At 36.0% G+C, this 15,521-nt stretch carries 18 protein-coding genes; 13 read left to right on the top strand and 5 right to left on the bottom strand.

Translation table 11 applies throughout. From position 1 onward, the window contains the following. Positions 1-25: 25 nt before the first annotated feature. The 4 genes from bioA to ES765_RS18305 all read left to right on the top strand — a co-directional run bounded on the left by bioA (position 26) and on the right by ES765_RS18305 (position 4,698). Positions 26-1,294, top strand: a complete 1,269-nt coding sequence (gene bioA / locus ES765_RS18290; protein WP_410504766.1) for an adenosylmethionine--8-amino-7-oxononanoate transaminase — start codon at positions 26-28, stop codon at positions 1,292-1,294. An 8-nt stretch (positions 1,295-1,302) separates the two neighbouring features. Further along, positions 1,303-2,517, top strand: coding sequence for a beta-ketoacyl synthase N-terminal-like domain-containing protein (locus tag ES765_RS18295; protein ID WP_138115795.1), 1,215 nt, complete (start codon positions 1,303-1,305; stop codon positions 2,515-2,517). A 137-nt stretch (positions 2,518-2,654) separates the two neighbouring features. Continuing rightward, positions 2,655-3,749 carry a biotin synthase BioB gene (bioB, locus tag ES765_RS18300; protein ID WP_138115796.1) on the top strand — a complete coding sequence of 365 codons (1,095 nt, stop codon included), beginning with the start codon at positions 2,655-2,657 and terminating at the stop codon, positions 3,747-3,749. A gap of 76 nt (positions 3,750-3,825) precedes the next feature. Next, entirely contained in the window at positions 3,826-4,698 is an 873-nt protein-coding gene (locus ES765_RS18305; RefSeq protein WP_138115797.1) for a cupin-like domain-containing protein, read from the top strand. Between the two features lie 7 nt (positions 4,699-4,705). Here ES765_RS18305 and ES765_RS18310 read toward each other — a convergent pair whose 3' ends face one another. From ES765_RS18310 to ES765_RS18320, 3 genes are all read right to left on the bottom strand, one after another. Then, positions 4,706-5,182, bottom strand: a complete 477-nt coding sequence (locus ES765_RS18310; protein WP_138115798.1) for a regulatory protein RecX — start codon at positions 5,180-5,182, stop codon at positions 4,706-4,708. A 57-nt stretch (positions 5,183-5,239) separates the two neighbouring features. Beyond that, on the bottom strand, positions 5,240-6,787 hold the full coding sequence (locus tag ES765_RS18315; RefSeq protein WP_138115799.1) for an Rne/Rng family ribonuclease: 1,548 nt from the start codon (positions 6,785-6,787) through the stop codon (positions 5,240-5,242). A gap of 256 nt (positions 6,788-7,043) precedes the next feature. Continuing rightward, complete coding sequence (locus ES765_RS18320) at positions 7,044-7,334, bottom strand: HU family DNA-binding protein (protein WP_138115800.1); 291 nt, start codon at positions 7,332-7,334, stop codon at positions 7,044-7,046. Positions 7,335-7,461: 127 nt separating this feature from the next. On the opposite strand from ES765_RS18320, the gene mutY reads away from it, so the two are divergent. From mutY to ES765_RS22115, 7 genes are all read left to right on the top strand, one after another. Then, on the top strand, positions 7,462-8,511 hold the full coding sequence (gene mutY / locus ES765_RS18325) for an A/G-specific adenine glycosylase (protein ID WP_138115801.1): 1,050 nt from the start codon (positions 7,462-7,464) through the stop codon (positions 8,509-8,511). A 27-nt stretch (positions 8,512-8,538) separates the two neighbouring features. Further along, the gene (locus tag ES765_RS18330) at positions 8,539-9,000 is read left to right on the top strand and encodes a single-stranded DNA-binding protein (RefSeq protein ID WP_138115802.1); all 462 of its coding nucleotides are present in this window, start codon (positions 8,539-8,541) and stop codon (positions 8,998-9,000) included. A 20-nt stretch (positions 9,001-9,020) separates the two neighbouring features. After that, positions 9,021-10,349, top strand: coding sequence for a gliding motility-associated protein GldE (locus tag ES765_RS18335; protein WP_138115803.1), 1,329 nt, complete (start codon positions 9,021-9,023; stop codon positions 10,347-10,349). Continuing rightward, the gene (gene gldD, locus ES765_RS18340) at positions 10,339-10,896 is read left to right on the top strand and encodes a gliding motility lipoprotein GldD (RefSeq protein WP_138115804.1); all 558 of its coding nucleotides are present in this window, start codon (positions 10,339-10,341) and stop codon (positions 10,894-10,896) included. The genes ES765_RS18335 and gldD overlap by 11 nt, the downstream gene beginning before the upstream one ends. Positions 10,897-10,906: 10 nt before the next feature. Next, positions 10,907-11,854, top strand: coding sequence for a pyridoxal-phosphate dependent enzyme (locus ES765_RS18345; protein WP_138115805.1), 948 nt, complete (start codon positions 10,907-10,909; stop codon positions 11,852-11,854). Positions 11,855-11,874: 20 nt separating this feature from the next. Next, positions 11,875-12,045 carry a hypothetical protein gene (locus ES765_RS22110; protein WP_212744265.1) on the top strand — a complete coding sequence of 57 codons (171 nt, stop codon included), beginning with the start codon at positions 11,875-11,877 and terminating at the stop codon, positions 12,043-12,045. A gap of 724 nt (positions 12,046-12,769) precedes the next feature. Further along, entirely contained in the window at positions 12,770-13,048 is a 279-nt protein-coding gene (locus ES765_RS22115; RefSeq protein ID WP_212744266.1) for a hypothetical protein, read from the top strand. Here the strand turns inward: ES765_RS22115 and ES765_RS18355 are convergent. Together ES765_RS18355 and ES765_RS18360 are read right to left on the bottom strand one after the other, a co-directional pair. Further along, positions 13,008-13,430, bottom strand: a complete 423-nt coding sequence (locus ES765_RS18355; protein WP_138115806.1) for a hypothetical protein — start codon at positions 13,428-13,430, stop codon at positions 13,008-13,010. The genes ES765_RS22115 and ES765_RS18355 overlap by 41 nt on opposite strands. A 7-nt stretch (positions 13,431-13,437) precedes the next feature. Beyond that, a complete protein-coding gene (locus ES765_RS18360) occupies positions 13,438-13,788 on the bottom strand; it encodes a heavy-metal-associated domain-containing protein (protein ID WP_171017365.1) in 351 nt (116 codons plus the stop codon). Positions 13,789-14,018: 230 nt separating this feature from the next. Between ES765_RS18360 and ES765_RS18365 the strand changes: the two genes are divergently transcribed. Next, positions 14,019-14,891: a DMT family transporter gene (locus ES765_RS18365; RefSeq protein WP_317131436.1), complete on the top strand. Its 873-nt coding sequence runs from the start codon at positions 14,019-14,021 to the stop codon at positions 14,889-14,891. Between the two features lie 81 nt (positions 14,892-14,972). Further along, on the top strand, positions 14,973-15,395 hold the full coding sequence (locus tag ES765_RS18370) for a GIN domain-containing protein (RefSeq protein ID WP_138115809.1): 423 nt from the start codon (positions 14,973-14,975) through the stop codon (positions 15,393-15,395). Positions 15,396-15,521: the final 126 nt, after the last annotated feature.

Raw genomic sequence — 15,521 nt, forward strand, 5'->3', positions numbered from 1 at the left:
ATGATGAATTTTAAATTCTATGACCGTGGAAAATCTATCTACTCGAGATAAAAAACACTTATGGCATCCGCTAACCCAGCATAAGTTAAACAAAAGGCAATTGGCTATCATTAAAGCAAAGGACGCCTTGTTATATGATGAGGACGAAAAAGAATATATAGATGGAATAGCTTCATGGTATACCGTTATGTATGGTCATTGTAATGAATATATTGTTGCGGCAATGACTAAGCAAATGAACAAGTTAGATTTTGTGATGTTCAGCGGTTTAACACATGAGCCAGCTATTGAATTATCTGAAAAATTAATGGAGCTTTTACCTAATAATCAGGCAAAGATTTTTTTTAATGATAATGGTTCGACTGCCATTGAAGCAGCGATTAAAATGGCATTGCAATATTATCATAACCATGGAGAAAAAAGGGATACCCTCATTGCTTTTGATGATGGTTTTCATGGAGATACCTTTGGTGCAATGAGCGCATCTGGTCTTTCTTCCTATAACGGTCCCTTTGAGGATTTCTTATTGAAGGTTGAGCGTATTCCCACCCCACAGAAAGATAATATTGATGAGGTTAAGAACAGACTAGCTCTTGTTCTTCAGGAAAATAAATGTGCGGGGTTCATTTTTGAACCATTGGTGCAAGGTGCAGCAGGCATGAAATTTCATTCTGCCAAAGGTCTTGATGCGTTAGTAGACCTTTGCCACGATAATGATGTTTTGTGTATTGCAGATGAAGTAATGACTGGTTTCGGCAAAACAGGAAAGAATTTTGCTTCAGACTATCTTAAAAACAAACCTGATATTATCTGCCTAAGTAAAGCGCTTACGGCCGGTATGTTCCCACTGAGTATAACAAGTTGTTCTCAAGCTGTATATGATCGGTTTTTAAGTGATGAGGTACATAAAGGTTTTTTCCATGCACATACGTTTAGTGCACATCCGCTTGGTTGTGCCGCAGCAATAGCGGGAATCGAATTGTTAAATTCTCCAGAGATTCTAGAAAGAAGAACGTATATTGAAAGTGCACATGTATCTTATGCAACAATAATAAAAACGCATAAAAATGTAAGTCAGACTAGGGTTTTGGGGGTTATACTTGCCATAGATTTAAATGTAAAAATGGAACGCTATGGAAATTTGCGGGACAAATTATATGACTTTTTCATAGAAAGTGGTGTGTTGTTAAGGCCACTTGGAAATACAATTTATGTGCTTCCGCCATACGTGATTACTACTGCGCAACTTCAAAAAATTTATGATACTATCACTGCCGCATTGGAAACTATTTAGACTAGAATTTGAAAGAGAAAATATCCATAACTGCCATTGCTTCCCTTTCACCATTGGGTAGTACTTTAGAAGAGACTTGGGAGGCTTATCATAATAATGAACATTACTTTTCTTTGGAGGAAAGAAACGGTTCTATATCTTGGGTTGCACCATTGGCTCAATCAGGAAGGTCTCTTGTAGATGAGCTGCGTTTATCTGATAGTAAATACAAGAAATTAGATGATAGTGTTCTTTATGCTATGGTGGCTTCAAGAATGGCAGTTGCAAATTCTGGTTGGCAAATTGATTCTGAATTTGGAATCAATTTAGGTTCTTCTAGAGGCGCTACAAAGTTATTCGAACAATACCATAGAGCGTATTTGGAAACAGGTTTAGCATCCACCCTAAGCTCGCCAACCACTACGTTGGGTAACATTTCTTCATGGGTGTCTCACGATTTAGGAGCGAATGGTCCAGAGATATCCCATTCCATTACCTGTTCGACAGGCTTACATGCTGTATTGAATGGCGTTGCGTGGATTAATAGTGGCATGGCCAATAAATTTTTGGTGGGTGCAAGTGAAGCTCCTTTGACTGATTTCACCATCGCTCAAATGAAGGCATTGAAGATTTATGCAAAAGCTGAAGAAGTTGATTCAGCATCGGTAGCTGAGCCTTTCGATAACCCTCAAGACAGGTTCCGCCGAAGCTACCCTTGCCAAGCATTGTTTTTGAAAAAAGAGCAGAATAGTATGATTTTAGGCGAAGCTGCATCGGTTGCGTGCTTAGAAAGAGGGATTTCAAAAAATGCCTTGGCTATTATAGAAGGAGTTGGATATGCAACTGAAATTTTAAGACATAACACATCTATTTCTGCGAATGCAGTTTGTTTTCAAAAATCGATGAAAATGGCATTGGGGAATTTAGACGGTGAAGAGGTTGATGTGATAGTGATGCATGCTCCAGGAACTATAAAAGGTGATTTGTCAGAATATAATGCGATTCAAAAAGTTTTCGGTAGTAAAGTTCCTTTTTTGACAACAAATAAATGGAAACTAGGACATACATTCGCTACCTCTGGTATGCTCAATCTAGAGATGGCCATATTAATGCTACAATATAATGAGTTAATTTCGGTGCCTTATTTAATGAATAATTCAGATATAAAAGAGGTGAGAAAAGTGATGGTAAATGCTGTTGGTTTTGGTGGCAATGCAGTAAGTCTATTAATTAGTATGAATTAATAGACTTACTTTATTTTGTACTGGATTTAATCTAGCTCATGGTTTTAATATATCTTATTTCAGATTTTAAAACGAAGCAATTATATTTTCTATTCTAATTCAGTTATTTTTGAACCTTGGTAACAACCTAAGATTATATGAGCGAAGCAAGACACAACTGGTCCAAAGAGGAAATCCTAGAAATTTACAATAAACCTTTGATGGAGCTGCTATATGAAGCAGCAACCATACATAGGAAGAATCATGACCCTAATACGGTTCAAGTTTCTACGTTACTTTCAATAAAAACAGGTGGTTGTCCAGAAGATTGTGGTTATTGCCCACAAGCAGCGCGTTATCATACAGATATAGAAGGCAATGATCTTATGGCTGTTTCTCATGTTAAGGCTCAAGCACTTCGAGCAAAGGCATCAGGAAGCTCTAGGGTTTGTATGGGTGCCGCATGGAGGAATGTTAAGGATGGTCCTGAATTTGACCAAGTCTTAGAAATGGTTCGTACCATTAATAAGCTCGAGATGGAGGTGTGTTGTACCTTGGGCATGATTACCGAGAATCAAGCAAAGCGTTTGGCTGAAGCCGGACTTTACGCATATAACCATAACTTAGATACTTCTGAGGATTATTATAAAGACGTTATTTCTACACGTGCATTTAAAGACCGCTTAAATACTATAGAAAATGTTCGTAAAAGTAATGTGACCGTTTGTAGCGGTGGTATTATTGGTATGGGAGAAGAATTAGAAGATAGAGCAGGTATGTTGGTGGCGTTAACTTCTTTAAACCCACAACCAGAGTCTGTTCCCATTAATGCCCTTGTTGCTGTTGAAGGAACACCAATGGAAGATATAGAACCTATTTCTATCTGGGAAATGATACGGATGGTGGCCACTACAAGAATAGTGATGCCCGAGACCCAAGTACGTTTATCTGCAGGGCGTACCGAAATGAGTAGAGAAGGACAGGCGATGTGTTTCTTTGCTGGTGCAAATTCAATTTTTGCTGGTGATAAATTATTGACCACTCCAAATCCAGATGTGAATGATGATATGGAAATGTTCAAGATGTTAGGGTTGAATCCTCAAAAACCATTTACAAAGGTAACTCAGCCAAAAACGGTAGAGGCTTCAGATTCATTAGTACAACCATTGGGTGAAAAACCTAAATGGTCTCGACCAGGGCATTCTATAGAGCGAAATGAATCGGCGAAGCAAAAGGCTAAAATCATAGACTAATACTACATTAATACATTTTTAAGAAATTATTTTCTAATCGTTAAGTACCTTTGGTTTTCCTAAAAACCATGCGTAATTGAAGTTAGCAGATATCCCACGTGTAAGTCATATTACCAAGGAAGACTTTCTTAAGTACTACTTTAAGCCACAAAAGCCTGTTGTGTTAGAAAGGGCTATTGAAGATTGGCCTGCTTTTGAAAAGTGGAATCTTGCTTATATAAAAAGTGTAGCGGGAGAAAAAACGGTTCCTTTGTATGATAACCGGCCTGTGCAGCATAAAGATGGTTTTAATGAGCCACATGCCAAAATGAAGATGGCAAATTATGTTGATTTATTGAAAAGAGAACCAACTAAATATCGAATATTTCTTTGGAATATACTGAAAGAAGTTCCAGAACTACAAAAAGACTATTCTTTTCCCGATTTTGGATTGAGATTATTGAAGGGGCTGCCCATGTTGTTTTTCGGTGGTCAAGATTCACACACTTTTATGCATTACGATATTGATTTTGCCAACATATTTCACTTTCATTTTGATGGAGAAAAGGAAGTTGTTCTCTTTCCTCAATCGGAAACAAAAAATCTCTATAAAGTTCCACATTCATTAATCACGCATGAAAGTATAGATTTTTCTAACCCCGATTATGCTAAATGGCCAGCATTGAAAAGAGCTGAGGGTTTTAAAACCACACTTTGTCATGGAGAAGTTTTATATATGCCAGAAGGTTATTGGCATTACATGAAATATAATTCCCCCGGTTTTTCAATGAGTCTGCGTGCTATTGCTCGAAACCCTGTTAATATATCGAAAGCACTTTATAATGTTTTGATAATGCGTTATTACGATGTGTTGATGCGAAAATTAAAGGGTCAAAAATGGATAGATACAAAGAATAAAAAGGCAATTTCTAGAACCAATCAGAAATTAGGTCTATTCATTAAAACCTAGGTACAAATCATTTTATAAGTTCTTTTAGTTTTTCGTAAACCAAGTGACTTTCCCATCCTCTATAGAGTAAATAATCGGCCAGTTTTTTCTTTCGCTTTTGAATATTAGGTTCAGACAATTGTTGGAGCCTTTTATTTGCTAAGATGTCTAAGGTGTTTAGGTACTCATTAGGGTCGATTTCTTTTAGAGCACTTGTGATGTTGTATCTTGAAATGTTACGGTACTTGAGTTCATTGACAATTCTATTTTTCCCCCACTTTTTGATATTGAATTTCCCTCTAGCAAAACTTTTTGAGAAGCGTTCTTCGTTCAAAAACCTATCTTGAATGAGTTGGCCAATAATCGTGTCAATGGCTAATGGGATCATACCCATACCCCTCAGTTTACTAATCACCTCTTTATGACAACGATCTTGATAGACACAGTAGTTTTCTATTTTTTTTGTGGCTTCTTGAACGGTGTAGCCTTTGGTTTTTTCAGTCATACTTCCCAAAAATACTAAACAAAAAAAGCGACTCCGTTAGGAAGTCGCTTTTTTTACTTAATATATTGTTTTACCTTCTTTATTTTTAAAACGGTATTCAAGATACGTATACGCATCACGTGGTTGTATTTTTATCCATCTTTTGTGTTCTAAGAACCATTTTGTTCTCAAAGATGGAAACCCTTTTGTGATATATGCCGCTATAAAGGGATGTATATTTAGAGTTATACTATTATCCTTTGCAGGTCCTTTAAGGAGTCTTTCAAGATCCACTGTAATTTTGTCTATTAAAACTATAGGTGCTTCGACCTCTTTTCCCGTATTATTTGGGTCCTCTTCGGTTGTTTTAATATTCATTTCAGGGCGTACCCTTTGTCGGGTAATTTGAATCAAACCAAATTTACTTGGGGGTAGTATTTTGTGTTTGGCGCGATCATCTTTCATCTCATCTCTAAGATGCTCAAAAAGCTTTTTTCTATGCTGTGATTTTATCATATCGATAAAATCTACGACAATAATGCCTCCCATATCACGCAGGCGCAATTGTCTTGCAATTTCTGATGCCGCCAATAAATTTACCTCTAGGGCAGTATCTTCTTGGTTTTTGGCTTTATTGGACCTATTACCACTGTTAACGTCTACCACGTGAAGTGCTTCAGTATGCTCTATAATTAAATAGGCTCCTTTGCTCATGGTAGCAGTACGGCCAAAAGACGTTTTAATTTGTCTTTCTATTCCAAATTTTTCAAAAATAGGTACGTTGGTGTCATAGTGCTTCACAATACTCTCCTTGTCAGGAGCGATTTCGGCCACATAGTCCTTAACTTCATTATATAAGGTGACATCATCTACATGAATACCTGTATAGCTATCATTGAATACATCTCTCAAGATTGAGGATGCTCTGTTGAGTTCTACAAATACTTTTGAAGGTGTTTGAGCACGATATAATTTTTTACACATTGCTGTCCATTTGTTCAGCAAGTTTTCTAGATCTTTGTCCAGCTCCGCTACTTTTTGCCCTTCTGCAACTGTTCTAATAATTACACCAAATCCTTTTGGTTTAATACTCTTCACTAGTCGTTTTAACCTGTCTTTCTCTTCCTTGCTCGCTATCTTTTGAGATACGGATACACGCTCTGAGAAAGGAACCATTACCAAATAACGTCCTGCAATTGATAGCTCAGAACTAATTCTTGGTCCTTTAGTAGAGATAGGTTCTTTTACAATTTGAACCAATAGGGATTGGTTGGCTTTTATGACATCGGTAATAACACCGTTTTTATCAATATCGGTTTCGAACGGAAAGTTTTTTAAGGAATAATCCTTTAGTTTTCCGGCACTCACTTGCTTAATGAACTTAAGCATTGAAGATAATTGGGGCCCAAGGTCATGATAATGCAAAAACGCATCTTTTTCATACCCTACATTAACGAATGCAGCGTTCAGACCAGTAACGGGTTTTCTGATTTTGGCGAGAAAAATATCACCTACGGAAAAATCGTTACTACTTTCTTCTTTATGCAGTTCAGTGAGTTTTCCGTCCTTTAGTAAGGCAAAGTCAACGGCTTGGGAACTAGATCTTACGATTAATTCTCTATTCACCTGAATATATTTTTAGTTGTCCCAGCTAAACAAAGGGGGACGAACTGATTAAACAATACCAAAAACAAATACTATTGTACCTGCCGAAATCCAATGTATGGATTTCTATGTCAAAGAACGTAAAAAAGAAAAAGTAGTTAAAAAACTACTTTTTCTTGTGTCGGTTAGCTCTTCTACGCTTCTTGCGCTTATGTGTAGCTACCTTATGTCTCTTTCTTTTTTTACCACTGGGCATAAAGTTCTTTTTTTAAGTTAATTATTTTACGTGTACATTGCTCTTAACTCCTTCTACAAAAACCTTTGCAGGTTTAAATGCTGGAATGTTGTGAGCGGGTATTTTAATTGTTGTGTTCTTGGAAATATTTCTACCGGTCTTTTCAGCTCGAGTTTTGACAATAAAACTTCCAAAGCCTCTAAGGTAAACATTATCACCGCTTTCTAGTGATGTTTTTACCTCTTCCATAAAGGATTCAACTGTAGCTTGTACATCTCCTTTTTCAATTCCCAGTTTATCTGAGATTTTCGATACAATTTCCGCTTTCGTCATCTTTGAATATTAAATTTTCTGTATGTTTTTTCGGGTTGCAAATATATAAATTAAATTCAATCTTTCTTTCTAATAGGTTAATTTTAAGTATATAAACTGTTACTTTTATGACTTAGTATTCAAGAGTATGTCGTTTTCGGGTAAAATTTTGAAATGGTACAGGCAAAATAAGCGTTCGTTGCCTTGGCGTGAGACTATAGATCCATATAAAATTTGGCTTTCTGAAATCATTTTGCAACAGACGCGAGTTGCACAGGGTACACCATATTACTTAAGGTTTGTTGAGACTTTTCCGTCGGTGAGGGATATGGCGAATGCCAAGGAAGAAGAGGTTTTAAAATTATGGCAAGGTTTAGGGTATTATTCTAGGGCTAGGAATCTGCACGCTACGGCAAAAATTGTGGTCAACGAGTACGATGCGGTATTTCCAAATAATTATAAGGAATTATTAAAGTTGAAAGGCGTTGGTGATTACACTGCTAGTGCTATATCTTCTATTTGTTATAATGAAGCTCAAGCAGTTGTTGATGGTAATGTTTATAGAGTTTTGGCCAGATATTTCGGTGTACACACACCTATTAATAGCACCGAGGGTATTAAGTATTTTAAAACGTTAGCCCAAAGGGTTATGGATGCTAATGAAATTAGGGATTATAACCAAGGAATAATGGAATTTGGCGCAATACATTGCACACCTAAAAAGCCTTTTTGCTTAGACTGTCCCTTAAATGAAAGCTGTGTGTCATTACAGGCGGGTACCGTTAATCAATTACCCATAAAACTAAAGAAGACCAAAGTCAGAGATCGGTATTTTAATTATTTAGTGCCAATATATAAGGATACATCTGGCAATCTGTTTACAAGTCTTCAAAAACGCGAAGGCAAAGGGATTTGGCAAAACTTATGGGAATTCCCTTTACTGGAGGCAACTTCTAACTTGGAAATAGATGCTATTAATTCTAGGTATAAAGAAATACTAGGAGAAATAGGGAAGGTTGAAATATTAGATTATAATGACACCCCTATTTTACATAAGCTGTCACACCAAAATTTACATACTAAATTTTGGATTTTGAATACCAATAACGAAATTCCTAACAAAGTTTTACATCACTCTTTAAATGAATATCCGGTACCGGTTTTAATAGCAGATTTTATTAAAGCATTTAAATTTTAGTACTTTTGATTTTTATACATTTATACTATGAGTGGGACATTAAATAAGGTGATGCTGATTGGGCATCTAGGGGATGAAGTAAAAATGCATTATTTTGAAGGTGGAGGCAGTATTGGTAGATTTCCTATTGCCACAAATGAATCGTATACAAACAAATCTACTGGAGAGCGTGTTACCAATACCGATTGGCATAATATTGTTGTTCGAAACAAGGCTGCAGAAATTTGTGAAAAATACCTTAGTAAAGGTGATAAAGTATATGTTGAAGGTAGGCTGAAGAACCGTCAATGGCAAGGTGAGGACGGTAATACAAGATATACCACAGAGGTACATGTTCAAGAATTTACTTTTTTGACTACCAAAAAAGAAAGTACTACAAACGAAGGTGGTTCAGCTTCAAACACTCAAACTACAGGGAACGGTAATAAGACGCCACTTAAAGACTCAACTCCATTAGGCCAAACGGCCGAGGATGACCTCCCATTCTAATAATAAATAAACAGAAACTATTGGACCCAGACCCCTTACCGTTTTTAGTGACTTCTTTAGTTGTGAGCGGTGTATTTGCAATAAATATAATCGTATTATGTGTATTGCTTCTTTGCTCGGCCCTTGTATCTGGTGCTGAGGTAGCTTTATTCGGTCTTTCTCCAACAGAAATTAAGGAGCTGCAAGATGAGAAATCAGCAAAAAGTAATATACTTATTATGTTACTTGAACGTCCTAAAAAACTATTGGCAACAATTTTGATAGCCAACAATGCTATAAATATTGGCATAGTTCTTTTGTTTAGTATGATTGGCGATACCCTTTTTTCGGATGTGAACCACGTATTGTTTGGTGTTGTGTCTGTCCGTTTTTTATTAGAAGTAGTGGTGGCGACATTTCTTATTCTAATGTTCGGTGAGATTTTACCTAAAGTGTATGCAAATAGAAATAGAATGAGTTTTTCACACCTCATGGCATTTCCCTTACGTATTTTAGATTTTCTCTTTTCACCATTGAGCCTACCAATGCGCTCAGGAACATTGTTTTTATATAACAAATTAGGAAAGCAGAAATCAAACTTAAGTATTGATCATTTATCTCAAGCGCTAGGTTTGACCTCTCATGGTGATACCACGAAAGAAGAAAAGAAAATTTTAGAAGGTATTGTAACGTTTGGTACTACAGATACCAAACAGGTGATGAGGCCTCGTATCGATATTTTTGCCCTAAATGAACAATTGAAATTTCTAGAAGTTCTTGGTGAAATTAAAAAGAATGGTTATTCTCGTATTCCGGTATTTGCAGAGAATATCGACACGGTAAAAGGAGTGTTATATGTGAAAGACCTTTTACCATATTTAGATAGAAAGACCTTTAATTGGATGACTTTAATACGTGAGCCTTACTTTGTGCCTGAGAACAAGAAATTGGATGATTTATTGGCCGATTTCCAGGAAAAAAAGAATCATTTAGCTATTGTCGTCGATGAATATGGTGGTACTTCTGGGTTGGTGACGTTAGAAGATATTATTGAAGAGATTGTTGGCGATATAAGTGATGAATTTGATGATGAGGATTTGATTTTCTCAAAACTGGACGATTTCAACTACGTTTTTGAAGGCAAAACACAGCTAAAAGATTTTTACAGGGTGATACGGTTAGAGAATAGCGAAATCTTTGAGGAAAATAAGGGCGAGTCAGAAACCTTGGCCGGATTTGTTTTAGAAAAAGCAGGGAGCTTTCCTAAACGAGGTGAAAAGATACAGTTTGAATCTTACACCTTTATAGTGGAGGCTTTGGATAAAAAGAGATTAAAACAAATAAAAGTAACTTTGCCCCATGAAGAGTAAATCATTGATAGCACTTGTAATACTAATATTTTTAGTAGTTAGTTGTCAAGATGAGCCACTTCCAAAACCAAAGGCTAAAATGCGCTTAGAGTATCCACAGGGTGAGTTGGCAGATTTGGAAACCGAAAATTTTAGTTTTAAGTATAATCAATTAGCTAACCCCGAGTTGAATGGTGAAAAAGCTTTTACCATTGCATATCCAGATATGAATGGTGCTATTTTTCTTAGCTATAAGAAAGTTGAAAATAATTTAGACAAGCTAATCAATGATTCAAAACGACTAAGCTATGAGCATGCCTCTAAAGCAGATAATATAGTAGAGCAACCATATATGAACCCTACTGATAATGTATATGGGGCGTTGTTTGAGGTGCAGGGTAATGCCGCTTCACAGGCACAGTTTTTTGTAACCGATAGTACGAGCCATTTTTTGACAGGTTCTGTATACTTTTACACCAAGCCTAATTATGATTCTATTTTACCCGCAGCTTCTTACCTTCAAAATGATATCAGGGGAATTATTGAGACCCTGAGATGGAAAAATTAATGAAAGAATTATGACAGCAAAGCATATTTCAGAATGTCATGAACGAATAAAACCTTATGTACACAATACAGCTGTACTGACTTCGAGATTAATTGATAAGGAAGTAGAGGCCAATCTCTTCTTTAAATGTGAAAATTTTCAGCGAGCTGGCGCCTACAAAATGAGAGGCGCTACCAATGCTATTTTGCAATTAACAGACCAGCAGAAGAAAAATGGCGTGGTGACACATTCATCAGGAAATTTTGCCCAAGCACTATCTCTGGCTGCTCAAAGTGTTGGGGTAATTGCACATATCGTAATGCCCAACACCGCTCCAGAGGTAAAGAAAGTGGGGGTAAGGGAATATGGTGGTAAGATTTATGAGTGTGAACCTACAGTTGAAGCTAGACAAGCTTTGGCCGATGCAATTGCAGTAAGTACAGGTGCAACGTTCATCCATCCATCCAATGACGAAAATGTAATACTAGGGCAAGGAACTGCGGCAATTGAACTTTTACAGGAACAACCTGATTTAGATTTTATTTTTTGCCCCATAGGTGGTGGTGGATTAATAGCCGGTTCTGCGTTGGCAGTAAAATATTTTGGCAACAGTTGTGAAGTTTTGGGAGGAGAGCCGTTTGAGGCCGATGATGCCTATCGTTCGTTGATTAGTGGTAAGATTGAGGGAAATAAAACTGTAAATACGATAGCTGACGGGCTCAAAACTACTTTGGGTGACAAAAATTTTCCTATTATAAAAGAGCTTGTCAGCGATATTATACGGGTAAAGGAAGAAGAAATAATAGCAGCAATGCGGTTGGTATGGGAACGTATGAAAATTATCATAGAGCCATCAAGCGCTGTTACTGTTGCTGCGGTAATTAGACAATCAAAAGAAAATTCTAAGATTCTGCAAAACAAAAATGTCGGCATAATAATTTCTGGCGGAAACGTCGATTTAGCGAAACTACCTTTTTAAGGATATTCTGTTGACAAAATATGTCTAAGCAGAAAAATCTATTTAAGAAGAAGATGTTTACAATTGCATCGGTTGTAGAGATTCTTGTTCTTAGTGTATTTCTATTTACGTCTTTAAGTCCGCAGTTTGGAGGCAAGTCTACAAAAGCGCAAAAGGAGCGTCATCTAATTATGTCAGTGGAAAGTTTATAAAAGTTGGAGGTGTAGATTCTAATTTAAGTTTGAAGGATGTACTTACAATCTTAAAGGGCTATTTCTCAACACACCCAAAAACAATTCCTAATCATAATATAACAGCAGAAAAAATTGATTCGTCTGTAATTGCATATTACGCAGGTAATACGCGTTTAATTTGGTTTGGGTAATAAACATTTCTATTGCAGACTTCGGGCAAGAATATTCTAATTGATTCAATGTTTGGGGATGTTCCTGCACCGAATCCTATTTTGGGAACATCGCATTTTAGTAAAAAACTTCCAATAGGTATTGAAAAACTCCCGAAGATAGATGGGGTGATATTCTCGCATAATCATTATTACCATCTAGATTATGACTCGATAATGCTTTTAAAAGCTAAAGTTAATCGGTTTTTTACTCTGCTAGGGTTAGGAGTTCATTTAACCGCTTAGGGAGTACCTGAAAATAATATAGAAGAATTGGATTGGTGGGATAAAACTAATTTTTTCGACATAGAACTTGTGTGTACGCCAGCCCAACATTTTTCAGGAAGAGGTCTAAATGATAAGGCAATACATTATGGAGTTCTTGTATAATTGATAACGGTGATGACAATTTATTCTTTAGTTGTGATAGTGTATATGGTCCCCATTTTATTGAAATAAGGGAAAAACACAGGCCATTTGATTTTGCAATGATGGAATGTGGGCAGTATAATAAACTATGGAAATAAATTTACATGATACCAGAGGAAACCGTTCAAGCTAGTGTAGACGTAAAAGCAAAACGTATAATACCGATACATTGGGGTGCTTTTAAATTCGCAATGCATCCTTGGGCGGAGCAAAGTGTGCATGTATCTATAAAAGCAAAAGAACTTGGTGTTGACATGATTATAACAAAAATTAGTCAGCCATTTTATTTAGATGAAAATTCAACCACTATGGAAGAATGGTGGTTGAATTTTAAACTTTTTTCTATTGGGTATTTAAAATTTCTTGCGCTTTTTCGATGCTAGAATTAATATCGGCTTTTACCTTATTAACTTTATCCTCTTCTTCTTTCAGCCATTTCTTTTTTTCTTCAGAAAGTTCTTTGCCCTTCATGATTTCTTCTACATCAAAACGATTGCCAAAACCCTGCATCCAATCCATCATCGCCTTATTAGCATCTTGTAAATCTTTCATTGCTTTTGCTTCAATAGATTCTGCACCAAGAGAATCTGCTATCGGCTTTAATTGACCAACTAATTTACCTAGGGTTCCCATTTTGGGCATAACCTCATCATGGATATTCATTACCTCTTCCATTTGTGAAGGTTCTTCGACTTTTTTTTCTTCCTTGCAGGATGAACCACTAAGTAAGCAGGCTGTAAATAGTACTAGTAAAATATATTTCATTTGATTTTTATTTCTTTATGATTACTGAATTTATGAGATATGCGTATTCTTTTACCTTGGTATTGGTAATAATAGATTTTAAATCTGATATAGAAGTAAGTGAAGGGTCGTAACGTATAACAGCTTCTTTCTTTTTAAAACTAACCTTAGCAGAGGTTACGCCTTCCGTGCTTTTTAGATTTTCGGAAATTTTATCGGCACAACCTTCTTGGCAGACCATTCCATCAATACCAACTACTGCAGTGGTTATTTTTATAGGCGCTGTAGTTGAAGTTGTATTGCTGTTATCTTGAGCAAATGAAACATTGGTAGTCAATAAGGTTATTACAATGATTGAAAAGAACGATTTTATTTTCATATGTATTTGAGTTAGTTGCATGCTACACTAGCAATCATGGAATACCATTGAATTGTAAAGATACCAAAATTCGAAAATGCACGTGCAACTTACTATTAAATCACCCTGGTATTATTACTTTATGTTGTGTAGCGTCTAAAGTACATTTAGATTCAAAAATAAGAACTGAAGGCAATGTCGTTATCAGAAAAAGGGTCACTTTTGTTATCAAATTAGATGAAGTGAAGAAAATGGAACAAAAGTGGGTTTACCTTGTAATTCTTGCGCTAATATGGGGTTCTTCATTTATTCTAATTAAGAAATCGTTATTAGGTTTTACATCATTGCAAGTTGGTGGATTACGTATTGTATTTGCTTCTATATTGTTATTCATTCTTGGCTTTAAATCACTTAAAACATTGTCTAAAACCGATTGGAAATGGATTGTAGTAGCTGGTCTTTGTAGTTCTTTTTTTCCGCCCTTTTTCTTTGCTATCGCTCAAACACAAATTAATAGTGGAATTACATCCATTCTTAATTCTGTTGCGCCTTTGTTTACTACTATGGTTGGTCTTGCACTATTTGGCTTCGCTATAAAAGGAAGACAGGTACTCGGTGTTTTTGTGGGCTTATTGGGTACGGTAGTGCTTATTGCTGCAGGCATGGAATATAATCCTAACCAAAACTATTGGTATTCATTTTTTATTATATTCTCTGCTTTGGGTTATGCATTTAATATCAATATCATAAAAAAACATTTAGCTCATTTAAGTCCTTTGGCGGTTACCACGGCAAGTTTTGGTGTCGCTTTTTTTCCAGCATTTATTTTGCTTTTATATTCAGGAGTTTTTTACCAGTTTTTAGATACTATTGCTATGCAGCAATCTATATGGTATTTGTTGATATTGTCTTTGGTGGGTACGGCACTTGCTAACATACTATTCAATAAATTAATAAAATTATCGAGTCCGGTTTTTGCTGCATCCGTCACGTATCTCATACCTCTTGTGGCAGTTTTATGGGGCTTCTTAGACGGTGAACATATGAGCTTGCTACAGCTTCTAGGAGGACTAATTATATTGTTCGGTGTTTGGCTGGTTAACCGAAAAAAGAAACTACTATAGCATTTCTTATTTTAAATACTGTAACATATTGAAATTAGCGTTGTCTTTTTAGGGAAGAAATCAAATTGAAAAACAGAACTCATGAAGAAATTAATTTTAACCATTTTAACCGTTGTGTTTGTTCTAAACGGAATTCAGGCTCAACAGAGAATATTTATAGTCACATCTTTCGATAAAATAATTATTAGTCCGCATATAGAAATAAATCTAGTTGAAGGAACTCAAGAAAGTGTAGTAGTTGAAAATGCAAAGGTATCCTTAAGCAATATAAATATAGAAGTAGAAGGGAGTACACTACTAATATATTTGGACGGAGCTAAGGTGGTTACCAAGTCTGAACGTGTTTCAAATGATAATTGGAGGGGGAAAAAGCCGTTGTATAATGGTACTATGGCTACGGTTAACATTACATATTTAAAGCTTAAAAATTTATCAATACGAGGAGAAGAAATAGTAAGATGTAAAGGTTCTTTGGTGGCTGACGATTTTAAGATATCCTTATAACCTGAGTTCGATTAAAACATAACTAGTTGATTTGTTTTAACGGTTTGATATTTGATGCTAGGTTTCTTGGGCAAGAAGCTATATGCAATAAGGCCTGAGATAATATTCACCAAGAAATTACCAAAG

Origin of the sequence: Maribacter sp. ACAM166 (genome assembly GCF_005771495.1) — a bacterium.
Lineage (GTDB): Bacteria > Bacteroidota > Bacteroidia > Flavobacteriales > Flavobacteriaceae > Maribacter.

Bases quoted from the DNA above. Each gene is read 5' to 3' on its own strand.
- bioB (WP_138115796.1), top strand. From the start codon at position 2,655: ATGAGCGAAGCAAGACACAACTGGTCCAAAGAGGAAATCCTAGAAATT.
- ES765_RS18310 (WP_138115798.1), bottom strand. From the start codon at position 5,182: ATGACTGAAAAAACCAAAGGCTACACCGTTCAAGAAGCCACAAAAAAA.
- ES765_RS18320 (WP_138115800.1), bottom strand. From the start codon at position 7,334: ATGACGAAAGCGGAAATTGTATCGAAAATCTCAGATAAACTGGGAATT.
- mutY (WP_138115801.1), top strand. From the start codon at position 7,462: ATGTCGTTTTCGGGTAAAATTTTGAAATGGTACAGGCAAAATAAGCGT.
- ES765_RS18330 (WP_138115802.1), top strand. From the start codon at position 8,539: ATGAGTGGGACATTAAATAAGGTGATGCTGATTGGGCATCTAGGGGAT.
- gldD (WP_138115804.1), top strand. From the start codon at position 10,339: ATGAAGAGTAAATCATTGATAGCACTTGTAATACTAATATTTTTAGTA.
- ES765_RS18345 (WP_138115805.1), top strand. From the start codon at position 10,907: ATGACAGCAAAGCATATTTCAGAATGTCATGAACGAATAAAACCTTAT.
- ES765_RS22110 (WP_212744265.1), top strand. From the start codon at position 11,875: ATGTCTAAGCAGAAAAATCTATTTAAGAAGAAGATGTTTACAATTGCA.
- ES765_RS22115 (WP_212744266.1), top strand. From the start codon at position 12,770: ATGATACCAGAGGAAACCGTTCAAGCTAGTGTAGACGTAAAAGCAAAA.
- ES765_RS18355 (WP_138115806.1), bottom strand. From the start codon at position 13,430: ATGAAATATATTTTACTAGTACTATTTACAGCCTGCTTACTTAGTGGT.
- ES765_RS18360 (WP_171017365.1), bottom strand. From the start codon at position 13,788: ATGAAAATAAAATCGTTCTTTTCAATCATTGTAATAACCTTATTGACT.
- ES765_RS18365 (WP_317131436.1), top strand. From the start codon at position 14,019: ATGGAACAAAAGTGGGTTTACCTTGTAATTCTTGCGCTAATATGGGGT.
- ES765_RS18370 (WP_138115809.1), top strand. From the start codon at position 14,973: ATGAAGAAATTAATTTTAACCATTTTAACCGTTGTGTTTGTTCTAAAC.